Raw genomic sequence first — 20,688 nt, 5'->3', positions numbered from 1 at the left:
TTGTTATGGAGATAGAACCTATTAAATTAACCCCAGAACAAGAACAACTGAAAGGTACTGCTAAATCTGCTCTATACGTCGAATGCTATAAACTAGTTATTAGCCAGATGCAGGAGAAGGGAATCAGATTTCCACGAGACGAGCGTGGCACGAACGAGCTAGGAATCAATGCCAGTAAATTAGCTAGATGGTGCGCGTTCAAGGATCGTGCAACTCTGTACAAAAACTCTGTAATTAGGAATGCGCTTCCCAGAGATGTGAAAAATATCGGTATTGAGGACTCTCAGCCAAGATCCATAACTGAGAAAAAACGAGATGACCTAGTTACCAGTCAGCAGTGCGATATTAACGAACAAGGTCAATTAATCGTAACGCTTAACGCTCAAATTCAAACACTGGAACAGAAGCTGAAAATAGAAGTTGATGAACGGGATGCACGGATACATGAGTTGGAACTGAAGTTGGCTGCCTCAAAACAATCTGTTGATGACCATATTAGGTGTCATGCGGAGCAGGTTAGAAATTCTATCCTCAGTGGGGGGCGAACATTTGACCGAACTTAGATTATTAGTTACCAGTGTACATCCTCTGCTAAACGCATACATTGTTTATGGTAACTGTATCAATACTAGCAAGCGATTGTCAGTTCATATCAAAAAGGCTTTCGCGTATAAGGCTCCGAGCGAAGCGGAAGTGTGGCTATTTTCATGTACCAATCAAAAGGAATTGATTAATTATCGCCCACAACATCACGCAACCTCAGGTAAATTATTACTTGTCTCATTCGATGTAGAGGGGGAGCTTGCGCTCTTCGAGCGAGCATTAAAACAATATGAACTGCCAACTCTAACTAAAAAGCTATTCCTCGGACATCCAGAGTTCCGAGGTATCGGATGTGGCAAGTCTCGCATTATGAAGGCGATCAAAAGAGTAGGCTCTGCAAGGCAATTTCTGAATGAGTTAAAAAATGGAAATCTCGCTGCTCTCGTTGATGCATTCAACAGCATTGAACGTGGCATGGCGTTTTTAACAGCATACCAAAATGTACATGCTGAGTTTGAGTCTATTGAATTCATCGACCAGGCTGGTTATGACAAACGAACAGCACATCGGCTATTCAGGCTGTTAGGTCGCTCAACAAAGAGCTTGTTAACAAGTAACCCTTATGCTCCTATACGCATGGGAACCCGCTTTAATAATGCATGGGGCGTTGCTGAACGACTAAGAAAGACGAGCAAAATTAATATTCCTGACGACTCCCCTGTTCGGTTGATTGGTGCTATTGACTGCGTGGTGTATCGCGCACTGAAGCAAAACCATACAGCTATCACTAAGGAGAAGTTTAGGGTGGCCCTTTCATCGTTGATTGGTGAGAGCTTGATTGATATTGCGATTGATACGGGTCTTTCACTAACAGCCATATGCAGAACGAATAGAGGCGACTATCAGGGCGTTGGGCTAGCAAATCTGGAGAGTATAGTCGAAAGATCAATGGCATCAAAAATCGCCACCTCTAGGGAAGGTAAATTCCCTAGTGGACGCATATTTTCTCTCATTAATGAATTTGACGAATACTCATCAAGGGTGAATGGGTTTTACCTCACCGAAGAGCAAAAAAAACTCGCTTTCAATACCCTGACCAATGACCTGTCAATCGCGCAGGGTGAAGGCGGTACAGGTAAAAGCACAGCTATGGCATGTGTTAAGTACACATGTAACCGTTTAGACCGACCTGCATATTTTGTGGCAGTAGCAGGCATAGCTAAGAAAAGAGTTAATGATGAATTAGAACGAATGTGCGTTATCCGAAAACAAAACACAAACCTTTTCGGCGAGAGCGAATATGAGGTCTGTAGCTATACGGTTAGAGGGTTAATTCGACAGATCGAACTAACCTTAAATAGCCCTGACATCAAAGGGGCAATACAGCTTAACGATAATCCACTAATTGTTTTTGATGAGTCGTCAATGCTTGATTTATCCCTTGTGGTAGAGTTTTTGTCACTTCTCGATAAGCACGCTTCTAGATATAGCATTTCAATGGTTGGCGACATTGCTCAAATAGCCCCTGTCGGGTTTGGAGTAGTTTGGCAGCATGTTGTCAGTCTTGGTGCATTAAATGCCGATACAGTGCCTTACTGCGAGCTTAAACGAGTTCACAGGCAAGGAGCTGGCAACCCAATCAAAGAAGTTGCAACATTGGTGCGAACTGTGGGTCACTCAATGAAATCAGAGTGGAGCAACAGAACACATGAGTTTTCAAACAATCCTTTATCCGAGCTAACAGACCTGAGTTCTTTTTCTGGTCAGGCTGGCGTGTACTATTCGCAAATTAGTGACTCACAAATTATCCAAAATGCTTATTCATTATCTAAGCAACTAGGCTTAGATAAATCGCAAGTTATCACGCCTTACTCTAATGCTGATAACCCATTATCGACAGTGTCCATCAACAGCCATTTTATAGCAAACGAGCGATACAGTAGTAGTTCTGATACCCTGTGGGGGTTTGCCAAGGGTGATCGCGTTATTGTCACTCAGAACTTCGCATCTCTTGACCTATACAACGGTGATATGGCAACTGTCGCTGATATTGTCTACTTACAAGAAGATGCAGGTGAAAACATACAAAAGAAGTTAGTCTGCCAGTTTGCTGAAAAGACAGTCTATATCGATGAAGGTGCATGTTTTGATACTGGGTTAGTACATTGTTACGGTATCACAATTCATAAAGCCCAAGGCTCTGAGTTTGCATATACTATCGTTCTACTACCTAGTTCTACCTCCACATCATTTGTGGAGAACAGCATGATTTATACGGCATTAACACGTTCAAAAACGGCTACTATTTTTATCGGAGATACGGATACCCTTAAAAGAGCCATTAACGATAAGCCAGCCTATAAAAAAATTTGCACTGGGTTTGACCTTGAGCCAGAGTGCCATTTTCTAGATGCTTGATGAATAAGTACCCATTACTCCTGCGCTTTTAAGCTAACGGCGCTTTTCAAGGTAGTTGTCATTATTTGCTTGCTTATTAAGCAGGTTTTCTTTTTGGGTTTTAGTGAACCTCACCAACAGCTTCATAGTTTCTTAGAGCACTTGCCTATCGTTCAGGATTTCGCTGTTTTGCAGCGAGCCATGCCTCCGCACGTTGACTCTGTGAAGACGTGACATAATTTATGTTTACTGTACTAGCGAAGGAGGCTTCAACCCATTTTCGGCCCGCACGCAATGTACTTTGCGTGCGGGACAACGACTCGACATACGAGTTATCATCACCGACCTGGGGGCTGCTATACTATGAGATAATGCCTAGCTCATCCATCTTCTCTTTGAACCTGAGCGACTTCAAAGGCGCACCGTTACGGCGTTTTTATATTTAGACTGCAATATCCGCTATTTTTGCAATCTCGACCGCAACTTTGCCCAAAGCATGTATACGTGCTTTCAATTCAGCCTGACTAAGGTTTTGTTGGGATGCCCTGAGCACGACAGCTTTTAATTTTTCGTACTCCACAATATTGACTGCTGTATGTATATTTTTAAGTTCTGTGATTGACAATCCAGATAGCTTAGTTAACTCCGCCCCATACCTACCATTGAAGGTAGCTTCTATAGTTTCAAAATCGTCGCTGAGTAATTTATCTAGATCTTCTAGGCTGCTCATACTTAATCCTTTATTGTTTGAAGTTCAGTTTATCGATTGAGTCTTGAAGCTTTGCTCGTGCACCTTCAACACCACCTATTCCATTCAATTCTGTCTCACTTTTTTTCGAAAGTTCAGCTATCTCATTAGAGGCTTTAGATAACTTTGTCGCAATATACCCACCAACATCAGATTCAATACCAATCTCACTCAACAACTCATTTTGAGCGTCATGGACTTGAGCTATTGAAGCCAAATGCCCCGTAACAATTGAGTTAGCTTGATGAATAGCTAAGTAAGAGCGATTAGTAGAAGCCAAGAGTTCTCTCTCTTGTGCATTTAAATTATCGAGCAATTGCTTGCGCTGCCTATCTACTGACTTAGTCACATTTATTACAAGAATTTCCATAGCATCTATAGCCTGTTCTTGTTGTTCTGAACTTGCATCAGTGGATAGCCCATTAGAGATCATCCGTATAAACGAGGTATGGCCATTTTGTAGCCTAGCACGATCTTTTTTTATCGATTCTCGGATGGCATAAGGTGTATAGACATTATCTATAAACTCATTCACATCATATCTCATTCGTGAGTACAAAATACTAATGGTTTGAACGTGAGATTTATGCATTTTTTCTATGTCACGCCCAACTGTCGCAGAAAGCTCGACAGACTGAGTTGGAACTTGGGAACATCCACCAAGTACTCCGAGCAGAACTAATAAAAGTGTGCGCATCTAATCATTTCCATATATTGAGTGATTAATTCAATTGATTAATTGAAAGTCTCTTTAATGACTGATTAAATGTTACCCACATAGGAACTTGATTGCAAAAGAGATTGTTGAATATGTCTATATTAGAGAGTGTTAATGTTGAACCAGATCGAAAATCCACGTTATTAGGCTTAACACAACCAAGTTATCGCCAAGCATACAGCGATAGAACAGCTTGGTTAATGGCTACTTTTTCAGAGCTAGCGTATTTACGTTTTAATCCAGCACTACCAAGCAGGTTGCAGAAGATAGGATTAAGTGAAGCATTGAAACGGCTCGCAGATGGATCTACTAGCATAAATGTGTCTAAAGCATTATCTACTATAGAAGGTTTACTCTGGGATCATGACGAAGAAAAGAATAAACTAGTCAATGAGTTAAATACTCTTAATGAGACTCAGCTAATAAAAACCTTCAGTACTGAACTAGGAACCCAAGCAATATTGGTAGAAACCCCTACCTTCTATGTTTTGGCTTTTAGAGGAACTGAAGCTACGAGCCTTAACGATATAAAATCAGACGCCAAAGCTACAATAACCAAATGTAAAAGCCCAGGAAAAGTACATGAAGGCTTTCATGAAGCTTTTGAATCGGTTGAGGAAGAACTTAGTGTTGCTCTGAGTAAACTGACAGAGGCTAAACCATTGTTCATTACAGGTCATAGTTTAGGTGGTGCATTAGCAACAATTGCCGCGAAACGGTTAAAATTCGATTTTGGCATAGCAGCCTGCTATACATTCGGTTCACCAAGAGTTGGGGACAAAGAGTGGATTTCTACAATAAAGACACCGATTTACCGAGTTGTCAACGCTGCGGATTCTGTGACGATGCTACCACCCAATGGCCTAGCAATTGGTGCTATTAGTACGGGGGTTAGTTTCATACCTTGGGTTGGAGTCAAGGCAAAGGAGTTCTTATTAGAAAAGTTCTGTGGATATATGCACGGCGGTAATATGCGTTACTTGACAAACTGTAAGAAGGGTGAATATGAAGATGTTCAGCTACTTTACTCAGTCTCTTTGTTGTTCAGGCTAAAAGCCCTTTTAATAGGAAAACTTCCATACAAGAAGTTTCTCTCTGACCATTCAATCAGTATTTACCGCAAAAAACTAGAGATCGTTGCCATAAAGCGTAATTAAGCTTTTAAAGTATAATGTGGGCCTTGATTCCATCAAACTAATCTATGTTCCCTTTACATAGATTAGTTTGAATTAGGTGTTCAGCCAAAGTTAGACTCAACTAACTAGAATCCCCATCAAAGGCTAGATTCATATGATCTAAACTAAACATAAAAGAGCTAGTTTGCCTATGTTGCTATACAAAGCTAACTATCAACATCCTTTATTAGTATGACGGGAAATTCTAGCACGAATATAAGCAGTCTGTTTTCTATAGGCCAATACCATCAAAATCCCTAACCCAGAAATAACAATAACTTCCATATTGTCATTGAGCCACGAGACGTTTAACGAGTATAACTCCCATACCTTGGCACAACTAAGGCAAAACATCACAGAGCACAAAGTTCGAAACATATTGTTTTGCTCTGAAAGAGTAACAATAAGCCCGTCCTCTTTTGAAGCGGTTACATAGTCTGTGTAGTCTGCAAACTTAACAATTCGTAGCTTCTTGAGTATTGGTTCCACCAATACTGAGCCAATACGGCTTATGACCAAACCTATGAAATAGTAAAAGAATACACCTAAAACTAGATCCTCCTGCCTTAACGAAAACTGTGTAAGTTCCTCCAACAATACAATAAATAATGCCCCTGGAAACAAGTAATTAAACAAGTTATAAGATGATATCTTAGCGAGTAATTCATTCATTTTAAGTCAAAATTCCTGTTGTACCCTACTTTCAAGTTGATACCATCAGCTCCTTTGATAAGCATCACAAATGGCAAAGGTTGTTTTTGTTTCGTAACACCTCTCAATGTACGCAAATCCGTGCCCGACTCTTTAGATGTTGAACAAGGATGTGAGTGCCATGTGCCTAGTGGCAACAACATCTCATTGCAATTGTCCATTAAATCGTTACATTCCCTATCTTTATCAATAGGTTCCAAAGTCAGACCTATTGGAGTTGACGTAAATGTGCCTTTCGATGCAAATACTATTGAGATACGGTTTAACTCCATGCTCACAAGTCCACATAGGTAGCCGCCTGCTTCATTTGGTGAATACTCATGTGTCACTAAATCGCATTTTTCAATAACAGAAGAGTGAATGGTAATATACCACTCTATTCCATTAGCATCAGTAACCTTTTTCTCCTCAAAACACAATTCGCCTTGAAGTGCTACAGGGACATATCCGCGAGGTAGACCATCATCATCTAAAACATTGACTCCCAGCATTGCTGTAGACTGAGACATTTGCTTTCTAATTAAAGGGACGAAGGTTGAAGCATGATTAAGTACCGAAGACCACGGTAAGGCCAAAGTTTCGCTACTACAACTCAAGCCTACTAATTTAGATTCTAGGGCGGCATCTCGAACTAACCATTGACGCAATGCTTCTACCCGACACGAAGACAAGAGCATATATGCATCAAGGTCTAGGATATCTGCACCTTCACCATTACTTTGCAGACATTGGATTACACCAATACGACCACTATCGGAAACATAAACTCGCGTTACTGCACATGAAGGACGTTCTTGCCATGAGCCGATGAGGTCAGTGCCCGTCGTATCTACAAGTAAATCTAGCTTAGAGCAAATGAGTTTTTCACTTTGAAGTTCAAAATGCTTATCGAACCCTTCAACCCCCTTTCGATGTTCTTCACTCAACTGTTTTAACCGATCAGCAACCATTCTTGCTTTAGTGGATAGCACGGGTGTTTCAAAAGTAGGATCGATACAAACATGACGAGCAGAGTTGTGTAATTCTATACTATCCCTATCCCATTGCTTAATTTTGAAAACACCAGATCTAGCCAACTGATCTGAGATAGCAGACCCTAAAGCTCCTGCGCCAATAAAACCAACTGAACTTTCGTTAGATTCAACCCCTGAAATTTGAGCTAACTCTCTTGGTCTCATTCGAGAACGTAACGACAGAAAATCTACCTGAATTTTTCGTTTACGATAGTGGATTAGAAATGGAAGTAACTCAATTTTTCTATGATCTTCATTTTGAGAAAGTCCCATAATTTCGGAGATCAACGCCTTAGGTCTACGTTTAGCAATAACAATAATAACTGCTCGCTCTTCATTGAAGCGAGAGAACTCAGACTCTACAATATCAGCAAAACTGTTAAACCTATCATCACAAGTAAACGCTTTAAGATCAGCTAAAGATTCTATTTCTCGACAGTCGTTAACATCATCTACACGATCATGATTGGGTACAATAACAAACGTACTTAGAGCTTCCAGCTTTTTGCCATCTATACTTGCCTGTTGCGTAGCACATTGACCACTTTTTCTTGCATTTACATAACTGCTAATGTTTTTGAGGTTAATATCTGAATTGCTGGCAGAAACACCAAATAGCGTCCCCTTAAACCAACTAAAAAAGACCTTTGTACTGAGTTTAAGTAACATCCCTTCATTCTTATGATTACACACCATCTCTTGCAACTTAGGTGCATTCACAACTAGGCTTGCACAGCTCGTTCGAGGGGATGGCTCCCATCCGTCAGTATTTAGATCCCCCAAAGATGCATCAACTAACCATTCTCGAAGTACATCAATAAGACTTTCGATACCTTTTTGCATGTATAAAGCATCAGTTCCACCTTTTCGCCATAGGCAAATTGAAGCTGGAGAAGTCACCTTAGTTGGATTTAAGTGAGGTAGATCTCTAGGGAAGTCGTTCCGTATCGCTAGAATATCAGGCGCATTTCTCACGTCAGTTTTTGAGTAACTTAATTTTATTTTTTCTGGATTATGAATACGCTTGTCGCAAGCTTGAGGATAATGCGGGAATTTGATATCAAAACAAACCTCAATCGTATGCTCCAATACCTTAACAGAAGAAAGCAGCACTTCTTCATGCTGCTCTAATACCCTCACATCGTAACCAATCCAATCAGGTAGAGTTGGCATTTCAATTATCCGTATGTTGTAGGCTTGTTGACTGCGGACGCTTTAGTCGCATTACTGCTCTTTGTCTTCTTCTCTAGGGTTATACCTTTATCACTTAATGTAAAAACTATCGGTGCTGTTTCTCCTTCGTGGTCTGCTGTACAAAAGAAACGTTCTTTAGATTCATCGCTCTCAGAAGTCTTCAATATTGAGATCCACTTATTTTTAGCTTTGTAATGAGGTGGATTATCATCATCACGCTTAATTTTCTTGGAAGAAGAAACAACAAATGCTTTGCCTAATGGATGACTAAGGGCGCTAATCGCCTTGTCATTATCTACGTAGTCACTGTTTTTATCTGTTTTGTCATCTTTCTTTGCAAAAGGAGTCAAACTACAGTGATGTGGTGCCGAGCACAAATGCCAATCAAGATCTTCTTTTTCATAGTCAGTATCAAGGCGCTCCCATACCTCACATTCAGCGTCGCCGCCTAAAAGTATCTTTGTATTGTTCTTTTCGCCACTATAGATCCAACGCACCACAACACTGCTATTATTTCTGCTTTCGCCTTCAACCTCTTCGCTATTTGGCGCTAAAACCTTACCTTTAAGTTTAGTGCCTACCGAAAGGCTGTCACCTTCTTTGACGATATTTAAACGATTCCCGTCCTTATCAGCATCCTTAGTGCCTTTAAGTCGATTGCGACGGCGAATTTCATTTAATATAGCTCTTGATTGATCTGTTTTCTCTTCTGTCAAAGCTCTCTCGGAACATACAATTTCACAGACTAACAGGGATTTCCCATCGTTTTTCCAATTGTCAGGAGTACCGCAATGAAATACATCGGAAAAACCCAAAACATGATCTTGATCTTGGTGAGTAGACACAAACAGGCTTAATTTGTTATCTGAACATGAACCTTTAATGTCATTATAAATATCATATACATCATCATCCGAAGTACGGTATTTAATATCGGTGAGTACTGCTTTGTAACCCGACTTAATTAAAATGCTATCACCATTGTCAACTGGTAAGTACTTAATATAATCTGCCATGGCAGCTCCTTGTCTATCAGTGGTTAAATGTCTTTAAAGCGATGAATCACCTGGTTGCTAGAGCCACGCCACAGCAACTCAGGATCATAATTATCTTGTTCAAATTTCCCGTCTATTAGCACATCGATATTGTCCACGATTGCCTGCTGCGTTAGATTCAATTCAGTCAAAATGTAACCAGTCCACATCCAGATATCTTTGTCTGGGCATTCTTGTTTTACTCTTAAAACCAATTGATAAATTTGCTCTAAATTAGCAGGATGAAGAGGATCACCGCCAGACAAAGATAAACCGCGCCTTTTAATACGTTTGTCTTTAAGATCTGCGATTATCTGATCTTCCATCTCTTGAGTAAATGGATGACCAGAATTTGGATTCAATGTCGATTTGTTGTAGCAGCCACGACAGTTATGCTCGCAACCTGCAACAAACAAAGTGCAACGTGTACCCTCACCATTTACAACGTCAACTTGCTGATATTTATGGTAATTCATAATATACTACATGTGCTTAACACGTCTAATAACTTCTTCTTGCTTACCTGAATTAAACGGGCGAGCGTCAGGAGAACCTAAGTAACCACAAACACGGCGTGTAACTGATACTTTTTTAGGATCGTGGTTGCCACACTTCGGACACGTAAAGCCTTTACTTGTACACTCGAACTCACCTGTAAAACCACACTCATAACACTCATCAATTGGCGTGTTAGTGCCGTAATATGGCACTCGGTCGTAGCTGTAGTCCCACACATTCTCTAGCGCTTCGATATTACGCTGCATGTTAGGGAACTCGCCGTAACAGATAAAGCCACCACTCGCTAGTTCAGGGTATGGCATCTCGAAGTCTATCTTGTCGTATGGATTAACTTTCTTCTGCACATCAAGATGGAAGCTATTCGTGTAGTAACCTTTGTCAGTCACGCTATCTAGTACGCCGAACTCTTTAGTATCTAGTGCGCAGAATCGAGTACACAAATTTTCAGAAGGCGTGCTGTATAAGCTGTAGCCCCAGCCACTTTGCTCTTTCCAATCATCGACTTTGTTCTTGAGGAACTTAACGATCTGGATACCTTTCTGACGAAGAGTTTCATCATCAAAAATATGCTCACCATCTTTAGCGTAAAGAGCGTTGATGGTCTCATGAATACCAATGTATCCCATCGAGATTGAAGCACGACCATTCTTGAATATGTCCAACACTTCGTCATCTGGGTTCAGTCGAACACCCAGAGCGCCTTCTGTATATAGGATTGGTGCGACTCGTGCCTTTACGCCACGGAGTCTGTCAATGCGTGTTTCGAGAGCACGACGAACAAGCTCAGTGCGCTCTTCCATGATTTCATAGAACTTCGCTTCATCGCCATTAGCCTCAATAGCCATCCGAGGTAGATTAAGGCTCACTACGCCGAGGTTATTACGTCCTTCGTGAACTTCATTGCCATTCTCATCTACATAACGACCTAGGAAGCTACGGCAACCCATTGGTGCTTTGAATGAACCAGTAACTTCCACTACTTTGTCGTAGTTCAGAATGTCTGGATACATACGTTTTGAGGCACACTCTAGAGCAAGCTCCTTAATATCGTAGTTTGGATCTTCTTTTTTAAGGTTGATGCCATCTTTGATTGTAAATAGCAATTTAGGGAAAACCGCAGTCTTCTTGTTTTTACCTAATCCTTTGATTCTATTCTGGAAAATTGACTTTTGAATGAGCTTAGATTCCCAACTTGTCCCTAGACCGAGGTTCACACTCAAGAACGGAGTCTGCCCATTACTTGAGAAAAGCGTATTGATCTCGTACTCAAGAGATTGGAATGCGTCGTAAACTTCCTTTTCTGTAAGTTTACGTGCATAAGCCTCAGGATTTGGTACATCCCACTCTTTTGCCGTAGCGAGATGCTTCTCATGACTGACTGTAACGTAAGGTGCTAGTACCTCATCTAGACGGTTCAATGTAGTACCACCATAAGTATGGCTAGCTACTTGCGCTACGATTTGGGCAGTAACGGCTGTTGCTGTTTGGATTGACTTAGGTGTGTCGATTTCTGCATTACCCATTCTGAAACCGTTCTTCAGCATGTTCTCTAGATCTACAATCATGCAGTTGAACATCGGGAAGAATGGAGAGTAATCCAGATCATGGTAATGGATCTCACCAATCTCATGTGCTTGAACAATATCACGCGGTAGCATGTGGTGTTTTGCATAGTGCTTAGAGATAATACCTGCAAGAAGATCGCGCTGTGTGGGAATAACTTTGCCATCCTTATTTGCATTTTCATTCAGTAGGTCAGCGTTGCTTTGATCTACCAAACCAGAAATTTCAGCACTTAATGCACTTGCTTTTTCACGTTGTATATCACGGTCATGACGATACTCAATGTAAGCACGAGCTACATCTTCATCTACATGCATTAATTCTTTTTCGACTAGAGACTGGATCTTGGAAATCTCTATTTCGACTTTACCATTCATCTTCTCGCATACGTTAGCGGCTACAATATCGCCAAGTTCGCGCTTAGGGCTGTTGATGCTTTCCGCTGCTGCTTGAACAGCATTCTTAATGAGTTGTGCGTTAAAGGTTGCTTTTGCACCGTCACGTTTAACCACAACTGCTAATTCGTGTTGCTTCATAATCATATTCATTTCTCCTTATAGTTTTATTTTCTGAGCTGCAATTTGAAAGGCTTGTTTTTGTGAGTTTTGTTTCTTTTGAAGATTACGAGAGTACTCTCTCGAAAAAACAGCCAACTCAGTCAGGTGAAATGAATTTTCTATTATAGAAAAATCCAACATTTTAGAGGCTTGAAGGGCTAAAGTGAAATCTCCTTGCTCTAGATAGTACGCACACACACATATAATTTTCATAAAGTGCTTTACTACATAATGCCCATTGGCGGTATGCAGCGTATTCACTTCGTATTCCAGAGACTGAAAAGCGTCATAACACTCTTTTTCGGTGCGCGCGCGTGCAAACGCTTCCGGTTCATGAATGTCCCATTCCTGAGCAATGTTAAGGTGCTTCGCGTAACTGGCCATAACATAAGGCTCCAGCACTTCATCAATACAGTTAATCGTCGTGCCGCCGTATATATGGCTGGCGACTTGGGCGATGATTTGCGCGGTCACTGCGGTCGCTGTAGAAATTGATTTTGGCGTATCTATCTCAGCATTTCCCATTTTGAAACCATGGGTCAGCATACCTTTTAAATCTATTAACATGCAGTTAAACATCGGAAAGAACGGCGCATAGTCCAAATCGTGATAGTGAATATCGCCTTGCTCATGAGCCTGAACAATATCGCGAGGCAAGATGTGTGTTTTCGCGTAATGCTTAGCGACTATCCCCGCTAGTAAATCACGCTGAGTCGGAATAACCTTGCCATCTTTATTGGCGTTTTCGTTAATCAGGTCGACATTGCTTTCTTCGATTAATCCTTCGATCTCACGAGTCAAAACGCTTTGCTTCTCTCGTGCAATATCGCGATCATGCCGATACTCTATGTACGAGCGGGCGAGTGACTTATAAGGCCCCTGCATTAATTCATTTTCCACCAACGTCTGAACGTCCGTTATATGAACTTCATCGTGATCTTTAAGCTGCAGCTCCACTGCTAATGCGACATTCAACGCGTATATAGCGATTTCTTTATCTACATGCTCTGCCGCTGCTTCAACAGCAGCCTGAATGCGATCCCTGCTAAACGGAGCTCTAGAGCCATCACGCTTGATTACGACTGGTTTCACCTTCTCTCCTTACCCTTTACATACTCACAGACTTATCCACAAATACACTATATAGGGTTAATTTTTGTTATTCCGACACAATATGTTGTGGCGTATTTAACGAAACGAATCAAACTGATGTATTGATTTCGATCAATAAAATTAGGCCCTAGATTAAGAACAAATCGATCTTAGTGGCAGTGATCTCAGCTTGAAAGAAATGTATGAAAAAAGTGATTTTTATTCGATTTTAACTTGATTTTTGTTGAGTACTTATAGAATAAAGGCTGTACCAGAGAACAGAGTTTATAGCGTATGACCAACACTAAATTCAAAGCGATTTTGGCTGTCCTGTGGATAACGATCTCAGCCACTTCTTTTGCCGCTTCTGCTCTAACAGTCACAGCATGGAATTTAGAGTGGCTGACATCTCACCCTTCAGACAAGTTTTCAGAATCACAGCGAAGCAAACATGATTTTCAAGCACTTGCTGAACATTTTTCGACAATCAATAGTGATGTACTCGCTTTTCAAGAAGTGAACGACCAACAGGCTCTGCGTAAAGTGATTGGAGATGGTTATCGCGTTTATTTCTCTGACCGCGCATCAAGCACGTATGTGAAGCGACAGTTTGACGAGATCAACCAATATACGGGGTTTGCAGTCAAACAAGATATTGAGGTGGCGGACAAGCCAGACATTCAACTCGATGAAAAACAAAATAGTAAACTTAGATTTGGCACTTACATTGTACTCAACCCAAATGGCTCACAACCCATACATGCCCTATCCGTCCATCTAAAAGCGCGCTGCAGCGGCGCCTACAAAAACAGCCGGGACTGTAAAATACTCCAATCACAAGGTAAAGCATTAAACCAATGGATTACTGAGCGAGAGCGACAAGGAGAAAACTACGCCATACTGGGCGATTTCAATCACCACCTCAGTTACAACCAAGATTGGTTATGGAAAGTCATTTCTCTCTCTTCAAAAGCCATATTAGCGACAAAAGGCACACCGGCAAGATGTAAGGTACGTTCACGCAAGAACCCGAATAAAACACACCAGTTTCGTTCGCTTATCGACCACATTATTGTCAGCCCCGAGTTGACCACCACTCAAACCAATCAAGATGTGTTTCCCACTTCATTGGTTCTCCAACAACGTTTAAGTGACCACTGTCCCATCAGTACCCAACTGCACTAAAAGACGTTCCTATGAGTGCCTTGTGATCAGTTATTAGTTTTGCGAAGCCATTTGGCTGCTCGGCGCGGTCACATGCCTAGCGAGCAATGACCCCGATACCATAGATACTAGGAAGATAACGATATCAACATTGCCGAAAGCTAGGCTCGTAATAGCGGGGCCTGGACATATCCCCGCGAGTCCCCAGCCGACGCCAAACAATGCTGCACCATAGATGAGCTGACTGTCCAAGTGCGCTTTCGTAGACAGGGAAAATACGTCTCCGGACAGTGCTCTGGCTTGAGGTTTTATCAAGAAATGATAGGCCGGTGTAAATACAAATAATGCTCCCCCCATTACAAATGCTAGGCTCGGATTCCATGCACCAGTGACATCTAGAAAACCAATTACATTCTCTGGATTTGTCATACCTGACAACGCCATACCAATACCAAAAAGCAGACCACTTACTAATGCAGAGATTCGAAGAGTAGCGTTACCCATAGCGTTTACCTTAGCGAATATAGACAGTCATAGCCGCAACCACCATAAAAATGGCTGTCGCGACAAGTGAACGAAAGGAGAATCGACCGACACCACAGACGCCGTGCCCGCTGGTGCAACCGTTGCCTAGTCGAGTCCCGAACCCAACCAGCAAGCCTGCAATTATCAGAATATAGGTGGGAATAGATTCGGTGCTTGGTATTTCTACGCCAATCACTATGACGCTAAGAGCCCCACCAGCAACCATGCCAATAACAAACAGCAAACGCCACAAAAGATCATTGTATTTTGGTGATAGCAAACCGTTGACGATGCCACTAATTCCCGCCACTTTACCATTAATCATCAACAGCATAGTTGCAGATAAACCCAACAACGCGCCCCCGATCAGTGATAACCAAGGAAAAGATTCGAATGTCATGATTCCCTCCGACAAAAAACCGCATGGAAACACTCAATCAAAGTTTCGATTCGAGCGTCAGCTAGAGAGTAAAATACTTGTTGAGACACCTTACGGGCCTTAATCAAATGGTTTTTGCGTAATACCGTCAGATGTTGGGAAAATGCAGATTGGCTGAGGAGAGAACGGTTTTGCAGCTCACCAACGCCAATTTCACCTTGTGTCAGTTGGCAAAGGATCATTAATCGAACCGGATGAGCCATTATCTTCAGGATACCCGAAGCTTCCTCTGCACTGTCTCTCATCTGAATGATATCAAGAGTATTTGAATTCATATCGATCTTACATTAGACATTACTTAACTAAAATTGTGTTCCAATCAAACAAATTAGTCAACACTAAATTAGTATTTTTTAATTTAGATTTATTTATTTTAGGTTTTACTGATTATTATGACATCAAGAGCGATTATGGGTAGGTATAACTATGAATTGAGTTGTTATCGTGCGTAGAGTGCGGGGAAAGAGCGTTCCATTAAGCGAGCAAAATTTATAACATGAAGCGTTGCCGAATTGATATCACAGTCTGAACTACACTTACTTACTACAGTGACTAATGTTTTTAGGTGCGGCTATGTATTTTGACGCTATGTCTGTTATCCAGTCTTTTCTTGAGCATAGAGAAGCGTATCGTGTCGCTTTCGACACGGAGGAGTTTGTTAGTTGGGTCCAGCAACTTGAAGGCGCCAATCAGAGAATCACATTGTTAGAAGCGAACGAAATACTCAAAAAGTTAAGCGATACTAACGACCAAATTGAACTCGCATTCTACTATACCCCAGAGAACAATCTTGGTTGGTTTTACTCCAAGTAGCGCTTGTTTACCTATGCTTACTACACTAACGGCTCAAACCTATTTCGTCGACTTTTGGCCAAATCAATTAGGCTTTCTGTGTCAAACCTCCAAGCTATTTATTGAGATTTTGGGAAAGCTCAATAAATAGCGCCCAAGTTCTATGTATTTCCTTTGTTATATGCTGGTTCTCACGTTCTTCTGTTACAACTTCCTTGCCCTATTGAGTTATTCAGGCCTAGGGACTTATGTTACCTACCTAGGTGCATCTACCCTACAAGCTATGGGTCTCCAACAATACCCTGCTTTGATGTTGATTGGCTTTATCATTACTACAGCACTAATTAATCTGCTTGTCGGTGGCTTGACGTCAAAGTGGATGTTACTGGGTCCAATTTTTGTTCCTATGCTGTATCAGGTCAACCCAAACATGACTCCTGACTTAGTCTCTGCCGCGTATCGAATTGCCGATTCTTCGACCAACATCATCACTCCAATGATGAGCTATGCAGGTGTCGTGCTTGCCTTCATGCGCAAGTACAAACCGGAACTAAGCTTTGGCGATGTCATCGGAATGATGGTACCTTATTCCCTTGCCTTCCTAACAGTTTGGACGGGGGTCCTGCTGATTTTCTTTGGTTTTAGTTTACCTCTTGGATTTTAAGATCAGCGTTGACTAATCATAAGCGCCTTATGGCGCTTTTTTGTCTTTAGGCCATACGATAAAATAAATATATCGTCTACTCGCCGCTATTTTCGACTCATCAAGGCCTTCAGACTCGTTAATGATTATTTAATAAAATTAGTTATTCAATTGGGATAACTATATAGATAACAATAAGGTCAATAGAAATAAATAACCTTGTTTACGTATTTTGTTGATCCGTGAACCAAGATCTTGCCGAGCAAAAAATAGCCATTGCATTTAATAACACTTAGTTATATTTTGTTTCGAAACATTAATATCTTATAAAAATAAAATGAAATTTGTCAGTTATCTGTTAACAGTTATCTCTTCCGCTGTTATTGCAAATCCACTCCCTAATGATGAGAAACTTCTTGATTCTTTAATCGAACGAGGTGTTATTTGTGATAACCAAACCTATGAAGAGAAACAAGAATCTCTCCAGATTTATCTTGCTAAAAGATTTGACAAAAACAAAAAGAATAAAAACAACAACAATAATAATAATAAGCAAAATAACCCGACTGAAACAAAATGCATCTCAGCAGATAAGAATAAATAAGCTGAAAATTCATTAATTCATCTTCCCTTTGATTAGGGATTTTGTTGTTCACGCAACGTTATACCCACTTTATTAAGTGGAATTTGGCAATCAGAATATAATAAGGAAATAATATGAGTCCTATGAGGAAAACACTGCTGGCAACAGCAGTGCTGACCCTTTTTAGTGTCAGTGGTCACGCCAAAACACCTATAGACTTAGGTGTAATGAACGAAGAGAAAATCATCGAAATGTTGGTTCGAAAAGGCCTTCTTGATGAAAACTCTTCCGTTGACGAGCAGAAAACTGCACTTAACAAATACCTCAACGCAAAACTCAACAATGGCTTTAAAGGTGACGCGCAGTTCGGCAAAAAAGCACTCGAACAACGGGCGAAGATCCTAAAATCAATAGAAACCAAGCAAGGTCAACATAGAGCACACATGTTTGCTTTTGACCTCTCTCAGAAGCGCACTGACAAGGTACTGGCCTTATTGGTTGATTTCCCAGATTTACCATGGAATGAAAACCGATTAACGTCTGAGCATACCGAGATGCTTTACGATAGCTATAAACCTGAACACTATCAGAACTTACTTTTCTCAGGTGCTGGTTATCTTGGCCCGAATGGCGAAAATCTTATCTCAATGCGTCAATACTACGAGAGTGAGTCTGGAGAAAGCTATAGCGTTTCAGGTCAAGCTGCTGGCTGGTATCGAGCTTCAAAAAACGCGTCATTCTATGGTGGCAACTCGTCAACAACAGACAACGATCTCAACGCTCAGGAATTGGTTCGTGAGGCATTGAACCAGTTAGCACAAGATCCAAGTATCAACCTTGCCGACTATGATATCGAAGACCGCTATGACTATGATGGTGACGGTAACTTCCGTGAACCAGATGGCGTGATTGACCACTTAATGGTGTTCCATTCTTCCGTTGGTGAAGAAGCTGGTGGCGGTGTATTGGGCGATGATGCGATTTGGTCTCACCGTTACAATCTAGGCAAATACCATGTGCTAGAAGGTACTTCAAGTACGGTACCTGGTCGCTTTGACGGCAAATACGCCGCTTTTGACTACACCATTCAACCTATTGACGCCGCGGCGGGTGTTTGTGCCCATGAGTATGGACATGATTTGGGCTTGCCTGATGAATACGACACTCAGTACACGGGCAAAGGTGAACCCGTATCGTACTGGTCAATCATGTCCTCAGGCAGCTGGGCCGGCAAGATTGGCGGCACACAGCCAACGGCATTCAGCTCGTGGGCAAAACAGTTCCTGCAAGAGTCGATTGGCGGTAAGTGGATTTCGAACCAAACCATCGCGCTTGGAGACCTGACAACAAAAGGCGAAGAAATTACGCTTCACCAGACTATCGACAACGATAAGCAGAACATGGTCCGCATTGACCTACCTGTAAAACGTACCGAAGGTCATAAACCTTTCTCCGGTAACTTCAGTTTCCACTCAGGTAAAGGTGACGATCTTAAGAACAAGATGTCTCGTCAGCTTACTCTTCCTCAAGGGAGTAATGTCAAACTGGTATTTAAAGCTTGGTATCAGATTGAAAAAGATTACGATTACGCTCGCGTGTTAATCAATGGCCAGCAAATTGCTGGTAACATCACAACGATGGATGACCCATACAACACAGGTCTTGTACCTGCTATTGGCGGCGAATCTGATGGTTGGGTTGACGCGGAGTTTGACCTGTCACAATGGGCTGGGCAAACCGTAGAATTAAGTTTCGATTATGTGACGGATGGCGGTCTGGCAATGGAAGGTCTGCATATCGACAACATCTCAATTGAAGCTGACGGTACTTCTACCTTGATTGACGACGCAGAAGGAAAATCTAGCTTTGCACTGAGTGGCTACCGTCTAAATGATGGCTTTAACGAAGCTGCCCATTACTACCTACTTCAATGGCGTAGCCACAACGATGTCGACGAAGGTCTGAACAACATTAAACGCTTTGGTCAATTAATGTCATTCGAACCAGGTCTTATCGTTTGGTATGTCGATGAATCAATGACCGACAACTGGGTTGGTAAGCACCCAGGTGAAGGTTGGTTGGGAGTCGTCGATGCTGACCAAAACGCAATGATCTGGGCTAACTCAGGTGCAGCGGCGCAAACGCGTTACCAAGTACGTGATGCAGCATTTTCGATCAATGACCAAAAACCGATGCGTCTTGAAAACAAAGATGGTGACGTACTTGAAGATGTCAGCCTAATTGGCAATGCTTACTTTGCTGACAACCAAGACTACACCAACCCTCAAGCCCCTGATGCTGGCCGTCTTTTGGCTGAGCACGGTGTTCAAATCGAAGTGATTGAGCAAGCTGCCGACAATACTTACGGTGTCATTAAAGTATCGAAAGCAGAAGCACCTAACCAAGTTCCAGTCGCGGCGTTTACCTTGTCAGCAGATGGCCTGACTGTTACTGCGATTGACTCAAGTTCTGATAGTGACGGCTCAATCGTTGCGTACAACTGGGATTTTGGTAACGGCGAATCAAGTTCTGAGCAGTCTCCTTCTTGGACTTATCTGAATGACGGTAGCTACACTGTTTCTCTAACTGTGACCGATGATCGTGGTGATCAGCATACGGCGACAGAAACAATTACCGTTGAAGCAAACAATGTGCTTCCGACAGCAAGTGCACGTTACATTCATTTAGGTCGCTGGGTCACTATGTGGTCTACCAGCTCGGATCCAGACGGTCGCATCGTTGATACAGAATGGGTTCTACCAAACGGAAAAGTAAAACGCGGACGCGTATTTACCTCTATCTTCCCAAGCTACGGCAAGCAGGAGGTTCGTTTGACCATTATGGATAACAATGGTGACAAAGTGTCCAAAATAATCACTGTCGATTTGTAAGGATTTCTCCGTTCCTTAACTTCCCTACTCCTCATATTTGAGTGAGATTTGAGCGCAACTCTGGTTGCGCTCTTTTTTGTCTTTAATTCTTGGTGTTCTCTATCATTTGCCATGCTCCAAAACTCATTCAATACACTGTTAACTGAATATTTATTCTCATCTCTCAATCCAAGTTGACTTCTTCAAACAATTTAGCCTAACGATAACTAGATGTGTCATTCAATTTTTGGAGATTAAATATCTTAGTAAAACTAAAAAATGAAAGTACACACACTTCAACCAAGCGCACAATAAGTTCAAAAAACCACCACATCGCTCATTAAGTAAACTTAATTATTAACTAATCATTTCTGTATAAAGTTTGATCTTTATTCAATCTCAATTCAT

At 41.6% G+C, this 20,688-nt stretch carries 18 protein-coding genes and 1 pseudogene; 8 read left to right on the top strand and 11 right to left on the bottom strand.

The features are described 5' to 3' along the window. The first annotated feature begins 5 nt into the window (after window positions 1-5). Window positions 6-563 carry a nucleotide exchange factor GrpE gene (locus TW84_RS17400; protein ID WP_045976891.1) on the top strand — a complete coding sequence of 186 codons (558 nt, stop codon included), beginning with the start codon at window positions 6-8 and terminating at the stop codon, window positions 561-563. Then, window positions 487-2,961: an AAA family ATPase gene (locus TW84_RS17395; RefSeq protein WP_084720254.1), complete on the top strand. Its 2,475-nt coding sequence runs from the start codon at window positions 487-489 to the stop codon at window positions 2,959-2,961. The genes TW84_RS17400 and TW84_RS17395 overlap by 77 nt, the downstream gene beginning before the upstream one ends. A gap of 421 nt (window positions 2,962-3,382) precedes the next feature. Here the strand turns inward: TW84_RS17395 and TW84_RS17390 are convergent, their stop codons facing one another. After that, the gene (locus TW84_RS17390) at window positions 3,383-3,670 is read right to left on the bottom strand and encodes a hypothetical protein (protein WP_017097606.1); all 288 of its coding nucleotides are present in this window, start codon (window positions 3,668-3,670) and stop codon (window positions 3,383-3,385) included. Window positions 3,671-3,680: 10 nt separating this feature from the next. After that, window positions 3,681-4,385 (bottom strand): hypothetical protein, encoded by a 705-nt coding sequence (locus TW84_RS17385; protein ID WP_045976889.1) that lies wholly within the window; start codon window positions 4,383-4,385, stop codon window positions 3,681-3,683. 92 nt (window positions 4,386-4,477) lie between these two features. On the opposite strand from TW84_RS17385, the gene TW84_RS17380 reads away from it, so the two are divergent. Further along, the gene (locus tag TW84_RS17380) at window positions 4,478-5,563 is read left to right on the top strand and encodes a lipase family protein (protein WP_240478192.1); all 1,086 of its coding nucleotides are present in this window, start codon (window positions 4,478-4,480) and stop codon (window positions 5,561-5,563) included. Window positions 5,564-5,755: 192 nt separating this feature from the next. Here TW84_RS17380 and TW84_RS17375 read toward each other — a convergent pair whose 3' ends face one another. The 6 genes and pseudogenes from TW84_RS17375 to nrdD (TW84_RS17350) all read right to left on the bottom strand — a co-directional run. Then, on the bottom strand, window positions 5,756-6,253 hold the full coding sequence (locus tag TW84_RS17375; RefSeq protein ID WP_017097609.1) for a hypothetical protein: 498 nt from the start codon (window positions 6,251-6,253) through the stop codon (window positions 5,756-5,758). Beyond that, a complete protein-coding gene (locus TW84_RS17370) occupies window positions 6,250-8,478 on the bottom strand; it encodes a ThiF family adenylyltransferase (RefSeq protein ID WP_045976887.1) in 2,229 nt (742 codons plus the stop codon). The genes TW84_RS17375 and TW84_RS17370 overlap by 4 nt, the downstream gene beginning before the upstream one ends. A 5-nt stretch (window positions 8,479-8,483) precedes the next feature. Beyond that, window positions 8,484-9,515, bottom strand: a complete 1,032-nt coding sequence (locus TW84_RS17365; RefSeq protein ID WP_045976886.1) for a ComEC/Rec2 family competence protein — start codon at window positions 9,513-9,515, stop codon at window positions 8,484-8,486. 23 nt (window positions 9,516-9,538) lie between these two features. Continuing rightward, on the bottom strand, window positions 9,539-10,009 hold the full coding sequence (gene nrdG / locus TW84_RS17360; protein ID WP_017097612.1) for an anaerobic ribonucleoside-triphosphate reductase-activating protein: 471 nt from the start codon (window positions 10,007-10,009) through the stop codon (window positions 9,539-9,541). A 6-nt stretch (window positions 10,010-10,015) separates the two neighbouring features. Then, on the bottom strand, window positions 10,016-12,157 hold the full coding sequence (gene nrdD / locus TW84_RS17355; RefSeq protein WP_017097613.1) for an anaerobic ribonucleoside-triphosphate reductase: 2,142 nt from the start codon (window positions 12,155-12,157) through the stop codon (window positions 10,016-10,018). Window positions 12,158-12,406: 249 nt separating this feature from the next. Next, window positions 12,407-13,264, bottom strand: a pseudogene (gene nrdD / locus TW84_RS17350) (anaerobic ribonucleoside-triphosphate reductase); the annotation flags it as partial. 294 nt (window positions 13,265-13,558) lie between these two features. Between nrdD (TW84_RS17350) and TW84_RS17345 the strand changes: the two are divergent. Next, complete coding sequence (locus TW84_RS17345) at window positions 13,559-14,449, top strand: endonuclease/exonuclease/phosphatase family protein (RefSeq protein ID WP_045976885.1); 891 nt, start codon at window positions 13,559-13,561, stop codon at window positions 14,447-14,449. A 33-nt stretch (window positions 14,450-14,482) separates the two neighbouring features. Here the strand turns inward: TW84_RS17345 and TW84_RS17340 are convergent, their stop codons facing one another. From TW84_RS17340 to TW84_RS17330, 3 genes are read right to left on the bottom strand one after another with little or no spacing between them, the layout of a single operon-like run. Further along, complete coding sequence (locus TW84_RS17340; RefSeq protein ID WP_045976884.1) at window positions 14,483-14,932, bottom strand: YeeE/YedE family protein; 450 nt, start codon at window positions 14,930-14,932, stop codon at window positions 14,483-14,485. 10 nt (window positions 14,933-14,942) lie between these two features. Then, on the bottom strand, window positions 14,943-15,353 hold the full coding sequence (locus tag TW84_RS17335) for a YeeE/YedE family protein (protein ID WP_045976883.1): 411 nt from the start codon (window positions 15,351-15,353) through the stop codon (window positions 14,943-14,945). Then, window positions 15,350-15,667, bottom strand: a complete 318-nt coding sequence (locus TW84_RS17330) for an ArsR/SmtB family transcription factor (RefSeq protein ID WP_045976882.1) — start codon at window positions 15,665-15,667, stop codon at window positions 15,350-15,352. The genes TW84_RS17335 and TW84_RS17330 overlap by 4 nt, the downstream gene beginning before the upstream one ends. 298 nt (window positions 15,668-15,965) lie before the next feature. Between TW84_RS17330 and TW84_RS17325 the strand changes: the two genes are divergently transcribed. The 4 genes from TW84_RS17325 to TW84_RS17310 all read left to right on the top strand — a co-directional run bounded on the left by TW84_RS17325 (window position 15,966) and on the right by TW84_RS17310 (window position 20,301). Beyond that, window positions 15,966-16,205, top strand: a complete 240-nt coding sequence (locus TW84_RS17325; protein WP_045976881.1) for a hypothetical protein — start codon at window positions 15,966-15,968, stop codon at window positions 16,203-16,205. 142 nt (window positions 16,206-16,347) lie between these two features. Further along, a complete protein-coding gene (locus TW84_RS17320) occupies window positions 16,348-16,848 on the top strand; it encodes an AbgT family transporter (RefSeq protein ID WP_240478191.1) in 501 nt (166 codons plus the stop codon). Window positions 16,849-17,164: 316 nt separating this feature from the next. Then, window positions 17,165-17,431, top strand: a complete 267-nt coding sequence (locus TW84_RS17315) for a hypothetical protein (RefSeq protein WP_045976879.1) — start codon at window positions 17,165-17,167, stop codon at window positions 17,429-17,431. 113 nt (window positions 17,432-17,544) lie between these two features. Further along, a complete protein-coding gene (locus TW84_RS17310; RefSeq protein WP_045976878.1) occupies window positions 17,545-20,301 on the top strand; it encodes an immune inhibitor A domain-containing protein in 2,757 nt (918 codons plus the stop codon). Window positions 20,302-20,688 lie beyond the last annotated feature (387 nt).

It is taken from the genome of Vibrio neptunius, assembly GCF_000967495.1.
GTDB classification, from domain to species: Bacteria; Pseudomonadota; Gammaproteobacteria; order Enterobacterales; family Vibrionaceae; genus Vibrio; species Vibrio neptunius.
Note: the sequence above shows the minus strand (reverse complement) of the source record. Positions and strands in the feature narration are given on the sequence as shown.

Excerpts from the sequence above, each read along its gene's own strand:
- TW84_RS17400 (WP_045976891.1), top strand. The coding sequence starts at position 6 with ATGGAGATAGAACCTATTAAATTAACCCCAGAACAAGAACAACTGAAA.
- TW84_RS17395 (WP_084720254.1), top strand. The coding sequence starts at position 487 with ATGACCATATTAGGTGTCATGCGGAGCAGGTTAGAAATTCTATCCTCA.
- TW84_RS17390 (WP_017097606.1), bottom strand. The coding sequence starts at position 3,670 with ATGAGCAGCCTAGAAGATCTAGATAAATTACTCAGCGACGATTTTGAA.
- TW84_RS17385 (WP_045976889.1), bottom strand. The coding sequence starts at position 4,385 with ATGCGCACACTTTTATTAGTTCTGCTCGGAGTACTTGGTGGATGTTCC.
- TW84_RS17375 (WP_017097609.1), bottom strand. The coding sequence starts at position 6,253 with ATGAATGAATTACTCGCTAAGATATCATCTTATAACTTGTTTAATTAC.
- TW84_RS17370 (WP_045976887.1), bottom strand. The coding sequence starts at position 8,478 with ATGCCAACTCTACCTGATTGGATTGGTTACGATGTGAGGGTATTAGAG.
- TW84_RS17365 (WP_045976886.1), bottom strand. The coding sequence starts at position 9,515 with ATGGCAGATTATATTAAGTACTTACCAGTTGACAATGGTGATAGCATT.
- nrdG (WP_017097612.1), bottom strand. The coding sequence starts at position 10,009 with ATGAATTACCATAAATATCAGCAAGTTGACGTTGTAAATGGTGAGGGT.
- nrdD (WP_017097613.1), bottom strand. The coding sequence starts at position 12,157 with ATGATTATGAAGCAACACGAATTAGCAGTTGTGGTTAAACGTGACGGT.
- TW84_RS17345 (WP_045976885.1), top strand. The coding sequence starts at position 13,559 with ATGACCAACACTAAATTCAAAGCGATTTTGGCTGTCCTGTGGATAACG.
- TW84_RS17340 (WP_045976884.1), bottom strand. The coding sequence starts at position 14,932 with ATGGGTAACGCTACTCTTCGAATCTCTGCATTAGTAAGTGGTCTGCTT.
- TW84_RS17335 (WP_045976883.1), bottom strand. The coding sequence starts at position 15,353 with ATGACATTCGAATCTTTTCCTTGGTTATCACTGATCGGGGGCGCGTTG.
- TW84_RS17330 (WP_045976882.1), bottom strand. The coding sequence starts at position 15,667 with ATGAATTCAAATACTCTTGATATCATTCAGATGAGAGACAGTGCAGAG.
- TW84_RS17325 (WP_045976881.1), top strand. The coding sequence starts at position 15,966 with ATGTATTTTGACGCTATGTCTGTTATCCAGTCTTTTCTTGAGCATAGA.
- TW84_RS17320 (WP_240478191.1), top strand. The coding sequence starts at position 16,348 with ATGTATTTCCTTTGTTATATGCTGGTTCTCACGTTCTTCTGTTACAAC.
- TW84_RS17315 (WP_045976879.1), top strand. The coding sequence starts at position 17,165 with ATGAAATTTGTCAGTTATCTGTTAACAGTTATCTCTTCCGCTGTTATT.
- TW84_RS17310 (WP_045976878.1), top strand. The coding sequence starts at position 17,545 with ATGAGTCCTATGAGGAAAACACTGCTGGCAACAGCAGTGCTGACCCTT.